General features: G+C 62.5%; 19 protein-coding genes and 1 riboswitch. Of the genes, 17 read left to right on the plus strand and 2 right to left on the minus strand.

What is annotated here, in order from left to right; genetic code table 11:
• Positions 1-2: 2 nt before the first annotated feature.
• The 6 genes from NFR41_RS06665 to NFR41_RS06690 all read left to right on the plus strand — a co-directional run bounded on the left by NFR41_RS06665 (position 3) and on the right by NFR41_RS06690 (position 6,433).
• A complete protein-coding gene (locus NFR41_RS06665; protein ID WP_251231216.1) occupies positions 3-1,085 on the plus strand; it encodes a YveK family protein in 1,083 nt (360 codons plus the stop codon).
• A 21-nt stretch (positions 1,086-1,106) separates the two neighbouring features.
• A complete protein-coding gene (locus NFR41_RS06670) occupies positions 1,107-2,222 on the plus strand; it encodes a glycosyltransferase (protein WP_251231217.1) in 1,116 nt (371 codons plus the stop codon).
• Positions 2,219-3,259 carry a sulfotransferase gene (locus tag NFR41_RS06675; RefSeq protein WP_251231218.1) on the plus strand — a complete coding sequence of 347 codons (1,041 nt, stop codon included), beginning with the start codon at positions 2,219-2,221 and terminating at the stop codon, positions 3,257-3,259. The genes NFR41_RS06670 and NFR41_RS06675 overlap by 4 nt, the downstream gene beginning before the upstream one ends.
• Position 3,260: 1 nt before the next feature.
• Positions 3,261-4,814 carry a lipopolysaccharide biosynthesis protein gene (locus NFR41_RS06680; RefSeq protein WP_251231219.1) on the plus strand — a complete coding sequence of 518 codons (1,554 nt, stop codon included), beginning with the start codon at positions 3,261-3,263 and terminating at the stop codon, positions 4,812-4,814.
• A gap of 69 nt (positions 4,815-4,883) precedes the next feature.
• Entirely contained in the window at positions 4,884-6,050 is a 1,167-nt protein-coding gene (locus NFR41_RS06685) for a glycosyltransferase (protein ID WP_251231220.1), read from the plus strand.
• A 62-nt stretch (positions 6,051-6,112) separates the two neighbouring features.
• Positions 6,113-6,433 carry a DUF1292 domain-containing protein gene (locus NFR41_RS06690; RefSeq protein ID WP_251231221.1) on the plus strand — a complete coding sequence of 107 codons (321 nt, stop codon included), beginning with the start codon at positions 6,113-6,115 and terminating at the stop codon, positions 6,431-6,433.
• Here the strand turns inward: NFR41_RS06690 and NFR41_RS06695 are convergent.
• Both NFR41_RS06695 and NFR41_RS06700 read right to left on the minus strand, forming a co-directional pair.
• Entirely contained in the window at positions 6,418-8,304 is a 1,887-nt protein-coding gene (locus NFR41_RS06695; protein WP_251231222.1) for a DUF6020 family protein, read from the minus strand. The genes NFR41_RS06690 and NFR41_RS06695 overlap by 16 nt on opposite strands.
• Positions 8,301-9,287 (minus strand): glycosyltransferase, encoded by a 987-nt coding sequence (locus NFR41_RS06700; protein ID WP_251231223.1) that lies wholly within the window; start codon positions 9,285-9,287, stop codon positions 8,301-8,303. Before NFR41_RS06700 ends, NFR41_RS06695 begins: the two co-directional genes overlap by 4 nt.
• Before the next feature lie 119 nt (positions 9,288-9,406).
• On the opposite strand from NFR41_RS06700, the gene NFR41_RS06705 reads away from it, so the two are divergent.
• From NFR41_RS06705 to NFR41_RS06755, 11 genes are all read left to right on the plus strand, one after another.
• The gene (locus NFR41_RS06705) at positions 9,407-9,826 is read left to right on the plus strand and encodes a GtrA family protein (RefSeq protein ID WP_251231224.1); all 420 of its coding nucleotides are present in this window, start codon (positions 9,407-9,409) and stop codon (positions 9,824-9,826) included.
• A gap of 87 nt (positions 9,827-9,913) precedes the next feature.
• A riboswitch (FMN riboswitch) is annotated at positions 9,914-10,106 on the plus strand.
• 147 nt (positions 10,107-10,253) lie between these two features.
• Entirely contained in the window at positions 10,254-10,889 is a 636-nt protein-coding gene (locus tag NFR41_RS06710) for an ECF transporter S component (RefSeq protein WP_285833860.1), read from the plus strand.
• On the plus strand, positions 10,879-11,871 hold the full coding sequence (locus tag NFR41_RS06715) for an energy-coupling factor transporter ATPase (RefSeq protein WP_251231225.1): 993 nt from the start codon (positions 10,879-10,881) through the stop codon (positions 11,869-11,871). Before NFR41_RS06710 ends, NFR41_RS06715 begins: the two co-directional genes overlap by 11 nt.
• The gene (locus NFR41_RS06720; RefSeq protein ID WP_251231226.1) at positions 11,847-12,836 is read left to right on the plus strand and encodes an energy-coupling factor transporter ATPase; all 990 of its coding nucleotides are present in this window, start codon (positions 11,847-11,849) and stop codon (positions 12,834-12,836) included. Before NFR41_RS06715 ends, NFR41_RS06720 begins: the two co-directional genes overlap by 25 nt.
• Positions 12,829-13,623 carry an energy-coupling factor transporter transmembrane component T family protein gene (locus NFR41_RS06725; RefSeq protein ID WP_251231227.1) on the plus strand — a complete coding sequence of 265 codons (795 nt, stop codon included), beginning with the start codon at positions 12,829-12,831 and terminating at the stop codon, positions 13,621-13,623. Before NFR41_RS06720 ends, NFR41_RS06725 begins: the two co-directional genes overlap by 8 nt.
• 30 nt (positions 13,624-13,653) lie before the next feature.
• On the plus strand, positions 13,654-14,079 hold the full coding sequence (locus NFR41_RS06730) for a pyridoxamine 5'-phosphate oxidase family protein (protein WP_251231228.1): 426 nt from the start codon (positions 13,654-13,656) through the stop codon (positions 14,077-14,079).
• A 175-nt stretch (positions 14,080-14,254) separates the two neighbouring features.
• Positions 14,255-15,673, plus strand: coding sequence for an alanine/glycine:cation symporter family protein (locus NFR41_RS06735; protein ID WP_251231229.1), 1,419 nt, complete (start codon positions 14,255-14,257; stop codon positions 15,671-15,673).
• 211 nt (positions 15,674-15,884) lie between these two features.
• On the plus strand, positions 15,885-17,288 hold the full coding sequence (locus NFR41_RS06740; RefSeq protein ID WP_251231230.1) for an NAD(P)/FAD-dependent oxidoreductase: 1,404 nt from the start codon (positions 15,885-15,887) through the stop codon (positions 17,286-17,288).
• A 1-nt stretch (position 17,289) separates the two neighbouring features.
• The gene (locus NFR41_RS06745; protein WP_251231231.1) at positions 17,290-19,032 is read left to right on the plus strand and encodes an NAD(P)/FAD-dependent oxidoreductase; all 1,743 of its coding nucleotides are present in this window, start codon (positions 17,290-17,292) and stop codon (positions 19,030-19,032) included.
• 4 nt (positions 19,033-19,036) lie between these two features.
• On the plus strand, positions 19,037-19,939 hold the full coding sequence (locus NFR41_RS06750; protein WP_251231232.1) for a fumarate hydratase: 903 nt from the start codon (positions 19,037-19,039) through the stop codon (positions 19,937-19,939).
• A 3-nt stretch (positions 19,940-19,942) separates the two neighbouring features.
• Entirely contained in the window at positions 19,943-20,476 is a 534-nt protein-coding gene (locus NFR41_RS06755) for a fumarate hydratase C-terminal domain-containing protein (protein WP_251231233.1), read from the plus strand.
• Positions 20,477-20,486 lie beyond the last annotated feature (10 nt).

The raw sequence follows: 20,486 nt of genomic DNA on the forward strand, positions 1-20,486 counted from the left end.
AGATGACCAACCTGATATTTGTGCTCGAATCGATGAGGCGCCATGCAAAGCTTATCGTGGCGACTCTGGTAGTGGCTTTGGTGTGTGGCGCCGGCTGGTCCTTATTTCAAAGCGGATGGAGCGATTCGGATGCAGCCTACGTGGCAGAGGTGACCTTCTACGTGGATGGGCATGAGTCTGACGAGGTGAATGAATACAATTATGAGCTTAATGAAGATTACCTTGCCTCTGATGTTCGACGCGTCATTGTGAGCGGGCGGGTTGCCGGGGAGGTTCGTCAAGAGTACGGCAGCGATGTTACGGTCAAAACGCCTTACTGGGTGAACCGAGAGACGAAGGGCAACGTGTATTCTCACTATATCTATGCAGAGGTTGCGGCGCCCACGCCCGATCTTGCGCTGGCGGCGGCCCAAGCCGTGGCGGAGAAAACGCTTACCCAGGTTAGGGAACAGCTGCCGGTTGCCACTATCGAGCTGACTGAAGGGCCGCTGCTCAAGACGGTGGCCGGTATGGCTGCCGATTATGGCGTTGATGACTTTGCCGAGGATGGCTTCCGGCAAAACGTTGCAGCTGTTTCTCCCAAAACAGTGTTCATCTTCGGGTTTTGCGGGTTTGCCCTTGCTCTGGTGGTCGCGGTGGCCAAAGACCTCTTTGCCCGACGTATTTGGACGCGAAATGATGTGACGAGGCTTTTCGGCATTCCGGTTATCGATGTGGTTGATGCCGCTTCGGTCGGAAACGAGGCGTCGTATTACCAAACTGCCGCAGTTCTTTCTTCGCTGTGCGCCCGGGAAGGCGTTGCGTCTCTCGGTGTCTGCGGGATTGGCTCCGGCTCCAGTTTGGGGGAGGTGACCGATCGTATCGGATCGCTCGCTAAGGGTTATTCCGTTGTTTGCAGCGTCGACCTGCTGCGCAAGGATGCTGCCATGCTCGATGTCGCCTCGGCTGATGCCGTATTGCTCGTGGCAGGGCAGGGTGCGGGTGGTGCCGGCGAGCTATCCCGGGTTTCCAGTCTGCTGGGCATCTCGGACATCCCATGTGTTGGCGCTGTTCTTCTGGTCGAGAGCGAAAAGAAAGCTAGCTGATCGATGATGAGACGGCGATTATTGTTCATCATCTACTCCTTCAGTCTGGGCGGGGGCGCCGAGAAGGTGTTATCGTACCTGATCGGCGGATTGGAAGGGCGCGGTGGGTACGAGATAGACCTACTCGAGGTGCACCATGAAGGGGTTTCTTGGGAGCAGCTTCCCGAAGGTGTTGGCGTGCTGAAGCCCGTGTTCGACGAGACCGCGACAGGCCCGCTGTCTCGTCTGCGACGCGGTGTCTTGAGGCGCATCGGCGATTGCTCCTCTTCGCTCCTTCGGATGATTGTCCGCAAGCCAAAACGTTACGACCTGGTGGTGTCGTTCAATTACATGATGCCCTCTTTGTTGGTGAAGCCCGGCGAGCTATCTATTTCCTGGAATCACGGCACTATCGAGTGCCTGAAGGACGATCAGCGGCGGATGCGGTGGCAGCGTGCGGCCTACGCTAACGCTGCCAAAGTGGTCGCCATCGCCGACAGGACGGCGCAGTCGATCGTCGAGCTGTATCCCGAAGTGGCAACCAAGCTCGAGATTGTCCCCAACGGCTTTCCCGTCGAAGCAATTAGGAAGGCGTCGCTGGAAGATCCTGTCGTGCAGCTCTCCCAGCCGGCTGTGCTGTTCGTCGGGCGGTTGGACGAAAACAAGAACCCGCTCGGAGCCCTGGATGCGTTTCGGAGCATTCTGTCTTGCGAGTCGGGTGCCCATCTTTATTTCGTCGGTTCTGGCGGCTTGGAGGATGCTGTTAGGAGGCAGGCTGCTTCTCATGGCCTGGAGGATAGAGTGCACGTGCTCGGCTACGTAAGCAATCCGTATCCCCTTATGCGTCAGGCGGATTGCATCTTGTCCACATCTCGCGCTGAGGGGTTTCAATCGGTTTTCATTGAAGGGTTCGCGCTCGGCGTTCCGTTCATATCGAGCCCTGCGGGTGCAGCCGAGGAACTTGCAGCGGTTTGCGGAGGGGGGGTCGTTATTCGTGACGAGTCGGAAGCGGGAGGCGCTTTCGAGGAGCTTCGGAGCAGAGCGGCGACGCCCGGATACCGGCACGGGCTTGAGGCTTTTGCGGATGGCTTGAGTATAGACGCATTCGTTGATGCGTTCGAATCCATTGCAGCAGAAACGATGGGAGGAAAGCGATGACGCCAGTCGTCATAGGGAGCTACATGGGGGCTGGTTCGTCGGCGTTTACCGACTGCCTCCTCGATCACGAGAACGTTTCGTGTCCGAACGGGTCGTTTGAGTACGTCTTTCTCTACATGCCTGACGGGCTGTTCGATTTAGAGGACAAGCTCTTGCTGGCTAACAATGCGTCGCGTAGCGACGAGGCGATCAGGAGCTTTCGAAAAGCCATGCTGGACGTGTACAACAATCCTACATGGGGGATGGGCGGATACAAGAAGAAGGTTTCTCCGCTCTTCATGGACAGGGTGGATCAGTTTATCGACGAAATCGCCCTTTGCAGCTTCGAGGGATATTGGTACGACCACGAGCTCGTGAGCGCCGCGTCGAAGTTTGTGGGGAGGGTTATCCGTAAGCTGAAGATAAACGATGGCCGTCGCTTCTTGAGAACTTACAACGACCGCATGACCGTCGCCTTTCCGTCTCCCGAACAGTTCTATACTGCAGCGCGTTCGTTCGTGGCCGATGTTCTGGCCATGCCCGACGAGAATGCTGATATTGCCGTGTTTGATCAGCTTATGCAGCCCCACAACGCCAACCGTTTCGGGCGCTACATGCCCGATGGGGCAAGGATGATCGTGTCGCAACGAGATCCGAGGGACGTCTTTCTCCTGAACAAGTATTACTGGCGGCGTCAAAACGAGCAGATTCCCTTTCCGTTCGACGCCGAGGTGTTCTGCGTGTACTATCGTGCCTTGCGGGAATCGGTTCCCCCTCTCGATCCCAGGAAGGTGCAAACCTATTTCTTCGAGGACCTCGTGTTCGACTTCGACGCTACGATGGCGCAGATTCGCACGTTTCTCGGTCTTGATCTCGGCTCAAAGCGCATAGGGGGCGCGCGGTTTGAGCCCGAGCGGTCCATGCGCAACGTCGGCATCTATCTTGAAAACGAGCAGTACGCCGAAGAGGCTGCCATTATCGAACAGCGTTTGCCGGAATATCTGTATCCGGGCGACATATCGCGTGCTGTGGCTGTGAGCCAGGGGGATGCATTCTAGCATGGCCTCCCGGTTCGAAAATACGCTCTTCAATCTCGTGGCTGCTTGGGGCGGCCAGATTGTTTCCATGGTCATGACGTTTGCCACGCGCGCGGTCTTTGTGCGCATGCTCAGCATCGAGTACCTGGGTATCGAGAGCCTCTTCACCAACCTGCTCGTTATCTTGAGCCTTGCGGAGCTGGGAGTGGGCACCGCCATCACCTACGCGCTGTATAAGCCTATCGCCGACAACGACACCGAGGCGATCAAATCGCTCATGCGGGTGTTCCGGCACGCCTACTGGGCTATCGGTATCGTCGTGGCGGTGGTGGGCGTGGCCATGTCCCCTTTCCTCGATATGCTGATAGAGGATCCGCCGAACATAGCTCATTTGCAGGTGTATTTCCTCTGCTTCGTTGCCAATACCGCAGTCTCCTACTTCTTCTCGTACAAAGGGCTTTTGCTCTACGCTTATCAGCGCCAGTACGTCACGTCGCTCATAAGCTACGGTGCGCAGATTGTTATGTGCGTCGTTCAGATGGTCATTCTTGTGCTTACGCACAACTACCTGGCTTTCCTTCTGTGCATGATTGCTGGTACGCTGGCGCAGAATATAATCATCTCTTTCTTTGCCGACGCCCAATACCCCTATCTTAAGGAGAGCGGCGCCAGGAAGCTTAGTCGCGAGGAGCTCACTCCAATCGTAAAGAACGTATTGGCGCTCACGATGCATAAGGTAGCAGGTGTGGCTGCGTCCCCTATTGGCAGCGTCCTCGTGAGTAAGTTTGTCGGCGTGGCGGCCATCGCTGTGTACGGCAACTTCGTTCTTCTTGTTGACGCACTCTGGCGCATTCTCGACAAGGTGTTCAACTCTGCCATCGCCAGTGTGGGAAACATGAGCTCGCAGACCGACCCCGAACGACAGTATCGGGTTTTCCAGGACGCTTTTTTCGTTTCGGCCGTCCTCTACACGGTGTGCGCCGGAGCTTTTCTCTGTTGCGCGAACGATTTTGTGAGCGTGTGGTTGGGGGCCGAATACTGCTACCCTTCGATTACCGTTATCCTTCTGGCTACATGGTTTTTCGTCAAGGGGATGCGGTCGGCCGAGCAGATGTTCACCTCCGCCTACGGATTGTTTTGGCGATCGTGGTACAAGGCGATTATCGAGACGCTCGTAATGGTGGCTTCGGCCTATGTTCTTGTGCGGCTGTGGGGCGTCAACGGCGTGGTGACGGCTGGTATTGCGACGCAGCTTCTCGTAGCCACGACCATCGAGGTCCACGTTCTCTACAAGTTCGGCTTTCAACGTTCTGCCCTGCAGTACGTGAAGCAGGCGGGCAAGTACTATATGAGCGCCTTGCTTATCGTGGCTCTTTGCTTTGGGGTGTGCTCTCTCATTCCCTTGGCAGGCGTTGCTGGTTTCTTTGTGCACGGAGCTGTCGCCGTAGCGTTCTGCACCGGGTGCATGATACTGCTGTATCGGCGAACACCCGAGTTTGCGCGTTTCAAGGGCATTATCGGACGTGTTGGCGATGTGCTTGGTCGCAAGCTGAGGCCGAGGGCGCCGAAGGCGTAGTTGGCGGTCGGCAAAGGTGCGATTGCTTAGAGAGTGTTGTAGAGGCGAGTTGAGGAGGCGAGGGAGGATATGAGCGAAACCGAAAGCAGCGACAGATCCCTGTTGCGCGTCCTGCAAATCAAGCAGGGGCTTGCCATCGATGGGGCCTCCATGATGCTCACTAATTTGGCGAAGGCCGTTCGTTCTTACGGAATCGTATTCGATGTTTTGCTCGACGAGTCCGCCGCGAAGGCCGATTCGGACTATCTCGAGGTCATTACGGCATGCGGAGGCCGCGTCTTCTCCATCGAGGATGCTTGGAACGAAAGCCGAAGAGCTCTGCCGCTCAAAGTCTTCAAGCTACTGTACAGCCGAAAAATCATGAGGTCTGGGGGGTACGCCGCCGCACATTTGCAGACCGATACCCCTTCGAGGGTACAGATGCTCATGGTGGCAAAGCAGGCTGGTATCCCTAGGCGCATCGTTCACTCCCACAATAGCAGCTGCGAGGCCGCGAGGACCGAGCCTAAACGGCAAGAGAAGTACAGGAAAAAGATGTCTAGGGTTGCGACAGACTACATTGCCTGTTCAGATGTGGCGGCGGCATGGCTATTCCCCGATGAGGTGGTCAAGGACGGACGCTATATGATACTGAAAAACGGTATCGAACTGGGATCTTACCTTTTTGACGAGACGAAGCGGGCGGCGAAGCGGCAAGAACTCGGAATCGACGACGAAGTGGCCATTGGATGCGTCGGGCGCTTGGTCGAACAGAAAAACGTAGGATTTGCCCTGTGTATCATGGAGGAAGTCGTTGAGCGAGATGCGCGTGCGAAGCTGTTCATCGTGGGCGACGGGGAGGAGCGCGAGGCGCTTGAGGCGTGTGTGAGGGAGAAGGGTCTTGGCGACAATGTCCTTTTTCTCGGGGCGCGCTATGACGTGCCCGATTTGATGCAAGCTTTGGATGTACTCCTGATGCCGTCGCTGTTTGAAGGTTTGGGTATTGTGCTTGTTGAAGCTCAGGCGGCGTCGCTGCCAAGCGTGGTGAGTGACGCCGTCCCCCCTGAGGCGGATTTGGGGGGGCGTCTTTCCTTTCTGTCCCTTGACGACCCCGTAGGTATATGGGCCGACAGTCTCGTTGAGGCGGTGAGTGCGCTCAGGGTGGACACTTCCGAAGCGGTTCGAAAAAGCGGCTACACCATAGAAGAGAGCGCAAGGTTGCTCGCGTCTCTTTATGCTGGCAAAGCAGAGTGTTGAGTGATTCTTTCTGCCCCGCTTTCGGCTGTTTGTATGTATGGAACGAACGAAAGGAGACCATCATGCGCGAAGGTTCCGCGCCTAATTTCTGCCCGCCTGTCGAGGAGGGCATGCTCATCTCGCTTCAGGACGAGCGGGGGGAGAGCGTCGATCTGGAGTTTCTAGGGCTCGTGCTGCACGGCGGGCGTCGCTACGGGTTCTTCTTTCCGGTGAGCGACGACGCGCCCGCGCTCTCGTCGGGCGAGGTAGTGTGCTTGGAGGTGACCGAGCTGGACGATGATGAACAGCCCGCCGCCTTCGAGCTGGTGGACGACGCGGCCATCGCCGAGGAGGTTTACGCCGACTTCCAGCGGGCCACGCGCGACTTCTACGACTTCGAGTAGGGCGGCTGCCGAAGGGCCCTGAGCTCGGAAAGGAAGTAAAGGGACGCCATCGGGAGAAGGAGAAGGAGCGCAAGAGCATAGCGCATCTCCGCGTATACCGGCGAAATCAGGCAGACGATCCATATGCCAAGGGCGACGGAGAGGACGGGGTAGAGTCTTTTCATGCGGAGCTTCCACGAGGCGTATCCGAGGAGGGCGTAGACCCAGACCCAGGCTCCAATGCTGAAAAGCAGCGAAACGCCGGGAACAGCGCGGATCGACTCAACGAAATCTTTGTAGTCCATACGTTTGCTTTGGCTGGCGAGATAATCGTAGTTTGCGTAGTCTGGATCGTGGATGGCCCAGCCCTTCTCGCTATACATATTAAGAATATCGAGGTAGTCGGAAGAGGAAATGAACCAGTATTTTGTCTCCGGGTACCAGTAGCCGCATGTGCCGCAGAGGAACGACTCGAGGTAGTCGAAGGGATACCGAAAGCCTAGATTGAGGTAGGTTTGCAAGCATTCCTCCCGTTTTGAGGCGAAAGCTTCCTCGTCGAGATTGCTTTTGATGTTGTCGGAGCATTTGGGATAGTAGAGTTCCCCGATCGAGTCGTATGGCAGGACGGAATCGATGAGGGCGACTGTGCCGGGGTCAAGCTCGTCTGCATGGTGTGTGACGGTTCTCGCGATCTGCTGGAGGGGGACGGATAGCGCCTCGCTTTGCCGGCTGTGCTCGACGCCCAGCACGTTGAACCCGACGTACTGGGCGAAGAAGAAGAGCAGGAATGCGGCGGAGAAGGAGGCTGCAAGGGCCTTGCGAGCTCGTTTCTGGGACAGCATGCAGACAGCGAATGCAAGAAGGAGGATATAGATCCCTGACTTCTTTGTGAGCATAACCAGGAGGCATGCGATGCACAGTGCGATGAGCTTGTATCGTCTGTTCGACAGATCTTTTCCGTTGGCGACATTCCAAAGGAGCACCCCCACAAGGAGAAGGAAGGCGCTATGGAGAACGTCTTTCCAGAGGGTTGCGCTGTACCATGCGACGAGCGGGTTTAATCCGTACAAGGCGAGAAGAACGAGTTTGGCGTTATTGCTTTGGATCGTCGATATGCAAAAAGCAATGGTCGCCGATAAAAGGAGCATCTGCGCGACGGTCACAAAAGAGATGGCTGCATAGGTCGATCCAGCAAGAGGGGTGGCGAAATCGAGCATAGCTCCTATCAGCAGGCTAATGAGATAAGGATGATGGTCGCTTAGGACGTTGTTGCCTAGACCCATGTTGATTTGGTAGTACGTGTCCCAGGTTACAACGCCGGGGAAGAGGAGGAGGAACGAGGGAAGCCAAAGCGCAAAGAGCGTTAAAAAAGGAACGACGAAGGCTCTTTTTCCGCAGAACAGAGCGTTGGCGAGAGGTTCGAATCGCCGACGGGGCTGCCGCGTAAGCTTGAGCATGAATCGCAAGACGACATTGCAGGCGATCCAAAAGAGCAAAAACCACCCGATAAGGCAGAAGGTTAAATCAAGGATGTTGCCTAAGCGCGAAAGGGTGGGGTTAAGGAGCTGTTCGTAGGCTTCTACGTTGGGGCCAAATGCTTGGGCGACCGAGAAGGCGGCGGGAAGGGAAACGGTTCGAATCTCCTGAGCAGGGTTCGACGCAAGATAGGCTATGGCTTTTTTTGCGAGAATGTAGGTTGCGCACAGTACGGTGGCCCCTTCGATTACGCTGCAGTCTATCCTTGAGAGGATGTCTATGGTTTGGTTTATGTCGTGAGTTCTATCGGTTAGAATCGTGCAGCATACCCAGACAGACGCAAGGAGGATAACGTATTGGTGCGAATCGAGAAACGCGGTCACTCTGCAAAAAATCGAATCCCTCGCATCTGTCATCGACTCAGCCTCCCTTCGGCATGGAAGGATCCTGTAGCCTGCAGGCTATAGGTTTTGCGGTTCTCCTTGACTACCGTGTCCAGGATGAGGCCGCATACCAGCGAAAGCGCGCTTGCCCCGACGAGCGCGGCTGCGACGATTGCCGTGGGAAGCCGAGGTACCAAACCTGTTTGGCTGAATTCCAACACAACGGGTAGGCCGAAGCAGAGGCCCAAGATAAGAAGGAAAGCGGAAAGGAGGCCGAAAAGGGCCATGGGGCGGTAGTCTTTGAACAGCGATCCGATAGTGAGAAGGACCTTCACCCCGTCGTTCAGTGTCGAGAGCTTGGAGACGCTTCCCTCTGGCCTGTCCCTATAGTCGATCGGTACCTGGGCGATGCGCCACTGCTTGTCTACGGCGTGGATAGATATTTCGGTTTCAATCTGAAAGCCATCCGATAGGACGGGGAGTAACGATGCAAATTGCCTGTTGAAAGCCCTATATCCGCTCATGACATCATTGTAGGAGAAGCCGTAGAGTAGTTTTATGAGTGCGCAAACCAGCCAGTTGCCGAGCCCGTGGAACGCTCGCTTGTTTTCCGATTCATACGACCCGTTCGACAGCCTGTCTCCGACGACCATGTCGGCGCTGCCTTCGTAAAGGGGGCACAGCAGCTCCGGAGCTTTGTCAGCCGGATAGGTGTCATCTCCGTCTACCATGAGATAAAACGGCATGTCGATATCGCGTAGCATTTGGCGTACGACATTGCCCTTGCCCTGGCGTGCCTCTGAACGGACGATCGCGCCGTGTTTGCGAGCTATGTCGGCGGTTTCGTCGGTTGAGTTGTTGTCGTAAACATAGATGATCGACCCCGGTAAAGCCCTCCTGAAATCATCTACAACCCGCCCGATGGTGCTTTCTTCGTTATAGCATGGTATGAGTACGGCTACCTCGGAATATGGGGGGGGGTGATCATTTCGAAGCCTTTCGAGATAAGGGGTCAATCATGTTTAAAATTGCATTATACGAGTATAGTCGAAATCGCGCACGGCGCAACGATGCAAGGAATGGCTTGCCGTAGAGATGCTCGCGTTTCTGGGGTTCGCGGAAAAGGAGGATTAGCTTGTCTGGCTTGGTCGTCCAATTCGGCAAGTTCGGCATTGTGGGCGTTGTGGCATTTGCGATCGACTATTCTCTGCTCGTTATACTGACTGAAGTGTTCGGGTTCGTCTATCTTGCAAGCGCGACGATAGCTTTTTGCGTGTCGGCGTTCTTTAACTATCTTGCTTCCATGGAATACGTATTTACTCGAAAAAGGGGGATGGAGCGACGAAAGGAAATCACCGCTTTCTTTGCACTGTCCGTCGTCGGGCTCGGGCTCAACAATGCCTGCATGTGGGCCGGCGTTGAGCTTGTCGGCTTGAGCTACTTGCTTGTCAAAGTGGCTGCCACGGCGGTTGTGGCTGTCTGGAACTTCTTTAGCCGAAAGCTTTTATTCGAGGGCCGAGGCGGCAACGGCGGCCCTCGGAACCCCTCGCGATAAGCGGCTGACGTTTGCAGCATAGGCCTTATGTACGTGGGGGGGGCTTGCGTCTTGCTGCTGCAGGCGCTACACTACCGTGCTAGATGAATTCTGTTTCAGGGCGAGGTGAAAGTCCTCACTGGCGGTAATGCCTCAGGCTGCAGCGGGAAACGCTGCGGCGGCGGGGCCAGTCCGCGACCCTGGCGGCATCGGCGGCGTCCTTGGGCGCTGCGGGCGTCCCAGGCTGACTCCGGTGGGATTCCGGGACCAACGGTTACAGTCCGGATGGAAGAAGCAGCGGTTCTGGAGAGACCGGGCCTTGCGCCCGATGTCGTTCCAAGAGCGTGTTTCAGGCCTGTGTGAAGGAATTCATGCGGGCCTGTTTCCTTTTCTCGGGTCGGGAAGCACCAGCCTGCCAGACGCTTGACCCGAAGAAAAGAGGTGGATCATGGCCGGATCTATGAAGACGCTCGAGGAAGTGGAGGGCAAGCAGGCCGCCGGGCGCGCCCCCCAGGGAAAGCGCTACGCCAACACCAACGTATGGGGTACGCGCCAGCTGGTGACCATGGCGCTTATGTGCGCTATCGGTGTGGTGCTCTCGTTCATCGAGTTTCCGCTTCTGCCCGGCGTCACCTGGCTTAAGTGCGACGTGTCCTCCATGCCCGCCATGGTGTGCGGCTTCGCCTTCGGGCCGGCCGCCGGCTTTGCGGTGGGGGCAGTGGAGGCTATCCTGCACGGGCTGCTCATGGCCGACTTCTCCGGAGCGCTCATGAACATCATGGTGGTGGCCGGCCTGGTGATTCCCTCGGCGCTCGTCTACAAGCGCATCCATAGCTGGCGCGGTGCGGTAGTCGGCCTTGTGGTTGCCGTTGTGGCCGCCGTCATCATGGCTATCCTGGGCAACCTGGTTGTCACGCCCGTGTACCTGGGCGTCCCCCTGCAGGCCGTGATCGACATGATCATCCCCATCCTGGTTCCCTTCAACTTGCTGAAGGGCGCCATCAACGCGGTGCTCACGCTGATCATCTACAAGTCCGTGAGCAACCTCATCACCCCGAAGAAGGACCAGGTGCATGGACGATAAGGCTGTAGCACACCCGGGGTTGGCCGATGTGCCCGCGTCGGCTGGCGCGCCGGGGCTGGCTGGTGCGTCCGGCGAGCTGGTCGGCGCATTCGGGTCGGTCGGCACGTCTGGCGATGCAGGGTGCGCGCCCGGCGAGATGCCACGCGCGACCGACGGGGCGGCCGTGGATTTCGACGGCATCCGGTTCACCTACGACGGAGAGGCCTTCGTGCTGGACGGCATCGACCTCTCCGTTCCCGAAGGGCAGTTCCTCTGCATCCTGGGAGGCAACGGGTCGGGCAAGTCGACGCTTGCCCGCCATATCAACGCCCTGCTTCTGCCCGACGAGGGCCAGGTGACGGTGCTCGGCTGGTCTACGGACGACCCTCGTTGCACCTTCGACATCCGAAGCCACGCGGGCATGGTGTTCCAAAATCCCGACGACCAGCTGGTGGCCAGCGTGGTGGAAAACGACGTGGCCTTCGGTCCCGAGAATCTGGGGGTTGCCCCTGATGAGCTGCAGCGACGGGTGATCGAGGCGCTCGGCAACGTGGGGCTGCAGGGCTTCGACCTGCGCGAGACCACGGCGCTTTCCGGCGGCCAGAAGCAGCGCGTGGCCATTGCCGGGGTGCTGGCCATGCGTCCGCGCATCCTGGTGCTCGACGAGGCCACGGCCATGCTCGACCCCCGGGGGCGCAAGGGGCTCATGCGTCTTGCGCGCGAGCTCAACGAGCAGGGGTTGACCGTGGTCATGATCACCCATTTCATGGACGAGGCCGCGCAGGCGGATCGCGTGGTGGTGCTCGAGGCGGGGCGCGTGGTGGCCGACGGCGACCCCGATGCGGTGCTCAGCGACCCGGCGCGCCTGGAGTCTATGAGCTTGGACGTGCCCTTCGTCGCGTCGCTTGCCGTCGCGCTGCGCAAGCGCGGGGTCGACGTGGCCGTGCACGTGCAGCCCGAGCTGTTGAAGGAGGAGCTATGCGCGTTGCGTTCGAGCAGGTGAGCTACTCCTACCGGAAGGCCGACCCGGCCGAGGCCAAGGGCGGCCGGGACTTTCGTCGCGGCAAGGCGAAGGGGCAGGCGACCGCCTCGGAGCAGGCGCTGGGCCGGGCGGAGTGGGGCGCCGACCCGAACGAGCGCTGGGCGCTGCGGGATGTGAGCTTCGTGGTGGAGCCTGGCGAATTTCTAGGGCTTGCGGGGCATACGGGCAGCGGCAAGTCGACGCTCATCCAGCACATGAACGGGCTTCTGCATCCGACGCAGGGTCGCGTGCTCGTGGACGGGCGCGACCTGGCCGACAAAAGCTGGGCCCAGCAGTGTCGCGGGAGCGTGGGGCTGGTGTTCCAGTACCCCGAGCACCAGCTCTTCGCGCCCACGGTGGCCCAGGACGTCGCCTTCGGGCCAAGAAACCTGGGGCTTTCCGGCGCTGAGCTCGATGCGCGGGTGCGCCATGCCCTGGGGCGGGTGCACCTGGACGTCGGCGAGGTCGGCGGCCGCAGCCCCTTCGAGCTGTCCGGCGGCCAGCAGCGCCGCGTAGCCTTCGCCGGGGTGCTGGCCATGGATCCGCAGGTGCTGGTGCTCGACGAGCCGGTGGCCGGGCTCGACCCGGTGGCCCGCGAGGATTTCCTGGCCCTCATAGCCGAGCTGCATGCCGGGGGCATGTCGGTGGTCATGGCGTCCCACAACATGGACGACCTGGCGCGCCTGTGCGACCGCATCCTGGTGCTCAACGGCGGCAGCGCGTTCGCCCTTGGCAGCCCGGAGGATGTGTTCTCCCAGGGCGAGGCCCTGCGTAGCATAGGCTTGGACGTGCCGCCGGCCCAGCGCATGGCCGAACAGCTGCGGGCAGAGGGGTTCGCGCTGCCGCGGGCGCTTTACGACACCGAGAGCCTAGCCGAGGACCTGGCGCCTCAGCTGGGCGGGAGCGCGGCGCCTGCGTTCGGGCGGAAGGAGGGTGCTTGTGCCTGACATCACCTGCATAGGCCGTTACTGGCCCGGCGACAGCCCCGTCCACCGCATGGACGCCCGGGCGAAGCTGCTGCTGTCGCTGGCGGTCATGGCTATCGCCTTCGTAGCCCAGACGTTCTGCTCGCTTGCGGTGGTGGCCGTCTTCGTGGCGGCGCTGTTCGTGCTGTCGGGCATACCGCTTGGCAGCGCCCTGCGCTCCATCGTGCCGCTCATCTTCATCGTGGTCATCACGGCGCTGCTCAACGTGCTCTTCGTGCAGACGGGCGACGTGGTGGCGCACTGGTGGGTGATAACCATCACCACAGGCGGCATCCGCATGGCCTTCTTCATCGCTCTTCGCCTGGTCATCCTGCTGCTGGCTATGAGTCTGCTCACCCTGACCACGCCCACGCTGGACATCACCGACGCCTTCGAGTACCTGCTGGCCCCCTTCCGCCGCTTCGGACTGCCCGCTCACGAGCTGTCCATGATGATGGGCTTGGCGCTGCGCTTCATGCCGTTGTTCGTGGGCGAGCTCACCACCATCTACCGCGCCCAGGTAAGCCGCGGGGCCGTGCTGTCGAAATGGCGGGTGAGCACCCTGACGGCGCTGCTGGTGCCTTTGTTCACCAGCGCGTTTCGCCATGCGGAGACGCTGTCGGCCGCCATGGACGCCCGCTGCTACCATGGTGCCGACGGCCGCACGCGGCTGCATCCGCTGAGCTACACATCGCTTGACCGCAACGGGGTCGTGGCCGTGGCAGCGCTGCTGGCCTGCGTCGTGGCTGCGAACTTCCTGCCCCTGTAATCTGTTTGGCCCCTACCGAAAGGAAACCCCATGAGCAACGAAAACGGACTCGAAACCATCCTCGACTACCTGACCAGCGTCCCCGCCTGGTACCTGGCCACCGTGGACGGGGAAGGGCAGCCCCACGTGCGGCCCTTCAGCTTCGCCGAGATCCAGGACGGGCGGCTGTGGTTTTGCACCTCCACCGAGAAGGACGTCTACCACGAGCTTCAGCGCAACCCCCGCTTCGAAGCCACGGCTTGGAAGACCGGCTACGGTTGGGTCATCCTGCGCGGACGGGCCGACCTTGAGGACCGTGCATCGGAGTCCATGCGGCGAAACGGCTTCGACCACATGGTCGCCTTGGGCGAGAGCTGGGAGAGCGCCGACGACGCGCGCCTGACCTTCTTCTCGGTGGCCGACCCGCAGGCGTGGATCTGCGACATCGACGGCAGCTGGAACCCGGTGGCGCTGTAGTCGGCGCCGATGACCGCGCCCTCCATGCGGGCGTTTCGACGCGCGCGGAGGGCCCTTGCGGTGCCGTTCGTCGGAACGGGGCGGCCGACAGCGCTGCGCCTTCGGCATCTTCGGGTATGCTTGGGCGCATGACCGTGCGTCCATCTGGGCGCAGACCGAGAGGAGCCGCCCTTCCATGGATGCCGTAATCGATGCCATCAACTCCATAGACGCCTTCGTCTGGGGTCCGCCCATGATCGCGCTCCTTTTGGGGTCGCATCTGTTCCTGACCTTCCGCACGAAGTTCATCCAGCGCAAGCTGCCCACAGCCATCAAGCTGTCGGTGACGCCCGACCCGGACGCTCCGGGCGACATCAGCCAGTTCGGCGCGCTTACCACGGCGCTGTCGGCCACTATCGGCACCGGCAACATCGTAGGCGTGGGCACCGCCATCCTGGCCGGCGGCCCGGGTGCCGTGCTGTGGATGTGGCTTACCGGCGTGTTCGGCATCGCCACCAAGTACTGCGAGACCTACGCCGCGGTGAAGTACCGCGTGGAAGACCATAACGGCAACATGCTGGGCGGTGCCATGTACGCCTGGAAGCGCGCGTTTACCAAGGACGGTAAGACCCCCTGGTGGGCGATGCTGGGCGCCGGCGCCTTCGCCGTGTTCACCGCCATCGCCTCCTTCGGCATCGGTTCGGCCGTGCAGTCCAGCGCCATGACCAGCATCATCGTGTCCAACGCGCCGGGCGTGCCCACCTGGGGCATCGGCCTTGCCGTGGTCATCATGGTATCGCTCGTCATCTTCGGCGGCATCAAGTCCATCTCCCGAGTCTGCGAGAAGCTGGTGCCCTTCATGGCCATCGCCTACGCTTGGGGCTGCATCGTTATCATCGGTCTGAACTGGCAGTACGTCTGGCCTGCCATCTGCCTTATCTTCGAGTGCGCCTTCACCCCGAAGGCTGCCTTCGGCGGCGCGGTGGGAAGCGGCCTTATGCTGGCGCTGCAGTTCGGCTGCGCCCGCGGTCTGTTCTCCAACGAGTCCGGCTTGGGCTCGGCCCCCATCGTGGCCTCCGCCGCCGCCACCCGAAACCCCGCCCGCCAGGCGCTGGTCTCCATGACCGGCACCTTCTGGGACACCGTGGTCATCTGCGCTCTCACCGGCATCGTGCTGGTGTCCTCGATGCTTGCCAACCCCGAGATCATGGAGCAAGGGCTGATCACCGCCGGCGCCGACCTGACGTCGGCCGCCTTCGCCTCCATCCCCTTCGTGGGCACGCCCATCCTGGTCATCGGCATGATCCTGTTCGCCTACAGCACCATCCTGGGCTGGTCCTACTACGGCAACCGCGTGATCACCTACCTGTTCGGCAAGCGGGCCATCCGCCCCTACCAGGTCATCTACGTGGCCGTGGCGTTCCTGGGCGCGGTGGGAATCGGCGACTTGGTGTGGACCGTCTCCGATATCGCCAACGCCTTCATGGCCGTGCCCAACATCATCGTGGTGCTGCTGCTCTCGGGGCTGATCGCCCGCGAGACGAAGCACTACGTGTGGGACCGCAACCTGGACGAGGTGGACGAGACCCCCATCCCCAAGCTGGAGTCGAAGTAGGGCTGCCGGCCGTTTCGCCCGCCCCTGTCCGGCGCTACGCGGGAACGTTGCCGCCCGCCGCTGTTGACGTCGGAATCTGGTTTCGCGGATGCCGGGCCTGCCCGTCCGCTCAGCCCGCATAATCGTTAGGTTCGTGCGCTTTTCCTCGTGAACCTGCCGATTGTGCGGGCTTTTTCCGCGGAAGCCAGAAGGCGTGGGGTATCATGGGGCCATGGAATCCATTGCGATCATAGGAGGCGGCGCTGCGGGGCTTGCAGGCGCCGTGTCGGCCGCCCAGGCGTTGCGCGCTGCGGGGCGCAGCGACGTGGAAGTCGCGCTGTGCGAAGCAGACGAGCGCGTGGGCCGTACCATTCTTGCCACGGGCAACGGGCGGTGCAACTTCTCCAACGCCTCGGTGCGGGCGTCGGACTACCGAAACGCCGCCTTCGTCGGGTCGGTACTTCAGTCGCTTCAGGGCTGGTCGATACGCGGAGGCTGTACGGCGGGCAGGGAAGCGGGCGTTGCCGACCCCGTGCACCGCTTCTTCGCCGATGCGGGGCTGTTGTGGCGCGAGGAGTCCGAAGGGCGGTTGTACCCCCAGGCCAACAAAGCCACAAGCGTGCTGGACGTGCTGCGCGCGAAGGCCGTCCGGCTGGGGGTGCGCGAGCGGACGTCCAAGCGTGCCGTCCGCATCGATGCGCCTTCGGCTCCGGAGGGGCCCTTTGCCGTGCGGTTCGACGACGGCTCCGTCATGCGCCCTCGGGCCGTCGTGCTGGCCATGGGCGGGAAGCATGGTCTTACCGTGGAGCTCCCGCCGCTGCTGCGCTCGGGCGCGCTAAGCCCCGTGCTCGGCCCCCTGCGTTCTGACGGGCGGCTGACCAGGACGCTGAACAACATCCGCCTGAAGGCGGCCCTGTGCCTGTGCCGCCCCGACGAGAAGGCCGCCCGAAACAGCATCGCCAACGACGTGGAGCTTCGCTCGTCCGCCTTGGCTGCCGCTGCAGCCTGCGGCGAGGACGTCGGGCATGCGGACGGTGGCTTTCGGGTGACCGGGGAGGGCCTGCTGCTGGCGCGCCAGCAAGGAGAGGTGCTCTTCCGCGATTACGGGCTTTCGGGAATCGCCGTGTTCAATCTGTCGCGGTTCGCGCGACCTGGGGATGCGGTGCTCGTCGATGCGTTGCCGGGCATGGGGCTTGCGCAAGCGCAGGAGGCGCTCGGGCGCCGTTTCGAAGCGCTGGTGCGCGACGGGGCCGTGCTTTCGGGGGAGGACTGGGGGCGCGGCATGCTGCTGCCGGCCGTGGGGGCACTCGTGCTCAAGCAGGCGGGGCTGTCCGTTTCGGGGCCGTTCGCGGCCGCCGACGTGCCGGCGTTCGTTCGGGCTGCCAAGGCCCTTCGCTTCCCGGTGGAGGGCATGGCCGACCCTGCCCAGTGCCAGGTGGCTCGCGGCGGGCTCGACATTGCCGCTTTCGACGGGCGCACGCTGGAGGCGAGGGCGGTACCGGGGCTGTTCGCGGCCGGCGAGGCGCTGGACGTGGACGGCCCCTGCGGCGGCTACAACCTTCACTGGGCCTGGGCGAGCGGCATCGTCGCCGGGGACGCTGCAGCCCGAAAGATGGTTGCGGGCAAGGAGGCCTAGGGTGTCTGTCTTGAGCCAGAGCCCCTTGGAGGTGTCGAACGTGGCGCTTCCCCTGGATGCGGGCCTGCTAACCGATGCGGGTCGGCGCGCGCTGCGGCATGCCGTGGCCGAGGCTCTGGGCGTGGGGGAGTCCGAGCTTGCAGACCTGCGGCTGCTTCGGCGCAGCGTGGATGCCCGGAAGAAGGCTGCCGTGCATTTCGTCGCGTCCTTTCGCGTCGATCTTGCACCGGGCGCATCCGTTCGCCCTGCGCCCGGCGTGCAGGCAAGGCCCTACGAGCCGGCGCCGTCGCTGCTTCCCGCAGCGTCTACCGCCCGTGCGCATGGAGGGGCGCGTCCGGTGGTGGTAGGAGCGGGCCCTGCCGGGCTTTTCTGCGCCTGGTACCTTGCCAAGGCCGGCATGCGCCCGGTGGTGGTGGAGCGCGGCGCCGACGTGGACGCCCGGACTGCCGCCGTGCGCTCCTTCGAAGCGGGCGGCCCCTTCGACCCGCGCTCGAACGTCCAGTTCGGCGAAGGCGGCGCCGGCACCTTCTCCGACGGCAAGCTCACTACCAACATCAAGAGCCCCTATGCGCGCGACGTGCTGCGCCTGTTCGTGGGCGCTGGTGCGCCCGATGAGATTCTGTGGCAGGCGAAGCCCCATATCGGCACCGACCTCCTGAGGGGGGTCGCGAGGCGGTTGCGCTGCCAGATAGAGGAGATGGGCGGCCAGGTGCGCTTCCTCACCCAGCTGGTGGGGCTCGATTTCGAGGGCGGTGCGGTCAGCGGTGTGCGCCTGGCGCCTTCGGGGAGCACCGAAGCGCGCGGTGAGACGTCGCGGCTTGAGGTCGATGCCGTGGTGCTCGCCTGCGGGCATTCCGCCCGCGACACCTTTCGCCTGCTGTACGACGCAGGCGTGGCCATGGAGCAGAAGCCCTTCTCGGTGGGCGTGCGCATCGAGCATTCCCAGTCGCTGGTCGACCGGGCCCAGTACGGTCCCTTCGCGGGGCACGAGGCGTTGGGGCCGGCGGACTACAAGCTGTCCGTGCAGCTGCCCGCGACGGCGTCGGACGGCCCTCGCGGCGTGTACACCTTCTGCATGTGCCCGGGCGGGGAGGTGGTGTGCGCCGCCAGCGAGCCGGAGTCGGTGGTGGTCAACGGCATGAGCCGTCACGCCCGCGACGGGGAAAACGCCAACAGCGCGCTTCTGGTGGGGGTGGGCCCGCAGGACTTCGGCAGCGACCACGTGCTGGCCGGCGTGGAGTTTCAGCGCCGCATCGAGCGGGCCGCTTACGCCTGCGCGTTGGCTGCGGGCGGCGCCCCGTACAGCGCGCCGGCCCAGACCGTGGGCTCCCTCCTGTCCGCAGGGGCAGCTGACTTCGGCGCCGGACGCGTCGTCGAGCCCAGCTATGCCCGGGGCGTGGCTTGGTGCGATCTGCGCCGATGCCTGCCCGGATTCGTGGTCGACGCCCTGGCCTCGGCGCTGCCGTTGCTCGATCGGCGCCTGCACGGCTTCGCCGACCCCGGCGCGGTCATGATCGGCGTCGAGACCCGAAGCTCAAGCCCGGTGCGCATCCTGCGCGGAGGCGATCTGCAGGCCTTCTGCGACGGACGCGCCCCCTCGCGCGAAGGGGAGGGGGCGTCGGGGCTTTTCCCCTGCGGCGAGGGCGCCGGCTACGCGGGCGGCATCATGAGCGCCGCCTGCGATGGTTTGCGGGTGGCCGCCGCCATAGCTGGCGGCGCGTTGGCGCCCCATAGGCTATACTGAGCCCATGGACAAACTCGTTACGAAACAGGCCGTGGCGCAGGCGGTCTACGAAGCCATCCCCGCCCTCGCATGCGTCCTCCCCGAGGACGTCGAGGCGGGCATCGTTGCTGCGCGCGACGACGAGCGCCATCTGCTGGGACGGGCGGTGCTCGACCAGCTGTGCGAGAACATGCGCATCGCCGCCAAGGATTGCGTACCGCTGTGCCAGGATACGGGCACTGTGTGGGTGAGCCTGGATGCAGGCCCCGGCGTGCTGGTGCCGGCAGACGTGTTCTCCCTGGTGGACGACGCGGTGGCACGGGCCTACGACCAGGCGCGCCTGCGCAAGTCCGTTGTGCGCGACGCCCTTGTCGACCGCACGAACACTGGCGACAACACCCCGGCCTTCTGCGATATCCATCCGGTGGACGAGCCGGGGACTGCCCGCCTGTCCGTCATGCTGAAGGGCGGCGGCTCGGACAACGCCAGCCGCGTGGTGATGCTGGCTCCCGGCGCGGGGCGGGCGGCCATCGTGGAGGAAGTGGTCCGCTGCGTGCGCGAGAAAGGGGCCAACGCCTGCCCGCCGCTCACGGTGGGCGTGGGCGTGGGAGGCACCTTCGACAAGGTGGCGTCCCTGGCCAAGCGCGCGCTTCTGCGCCCGGTGGGCGAGCCTGCGTCCGACCCGGAGGTGGCGGCCTTCGAGCGCGAGCTGCTCGAGGCGGTCAACGCCACGGGCGTGGGCGCCGGGGGCCTGGGAGGGCGCCATGCGGCCCTGGCCGTGGCGGTGAGCACGGCACCCTGCCATATCGCCGCGTTGCCCGTGGCCATCAACATGGGGTGCTCGGCCCTGCGCCGCTGCACGGTGGATCTGCCGACACAGTCGGTTTCCGTGGTTGCGGCGAGCGACGGCTGCGAAGGCGAGGTGTAGGGGATGAGAAACGCTGCGAGCCTTTCGCTGCCGCTGGACCGCGAAGCGCTGTGCCGCCTGCGCGCGGGGGACCGCTGCCTGCTCACCGGGCCCATGTACACCCTGCGAGACGCCGGCCACCTGCGTCTTCTGGAAGAGCTTTCGGCCGAAGGCGCCCTGCCGTACGGCCTTGCGGGCCAGACCGTCTTCTACGCCGGCCCCACGCCGCCGGCGGCCGGGCGCCCCTTCGGCGCTGTGGGGCCTACCACTGCAAGCCGCATGGATTTCGCGGCGCCTGCGCTCTACCGCGCCGGCGTCGTGGCGACGCTGGGGAAGGGCAAGCGCAGCGAAGAGGTGAGGCGGGCCTGCGCGGAGACGGGGTCGGTCTACCTCACCGCCGTGGGAGGGGCTGCGGCCTATCTGGCGAAGTGCGTAACGTCATCTCGGATCATCGCTTATGCGGATCTGGGAACCGAGGCGCTGCGGCGCATAGAGGTCGTCGACCTCCCCGTGTTCGTGGGCATCGACGTTGCGGGCAACACGATTTTCGAGGCTTGAGAGAGGGGCG

Source organism: Adlercreutzia aquisgranensis (genome assembly GCF_943193145.1).
In the GTDB taxonomy this organism is placed as follows: domain Bacteria; phylum Actinomycetota; class Coriobacteriia; order Coriobacteriales; family Eggerthellaceae; genus Xiamenia; species Xiamenia aquisgranensis.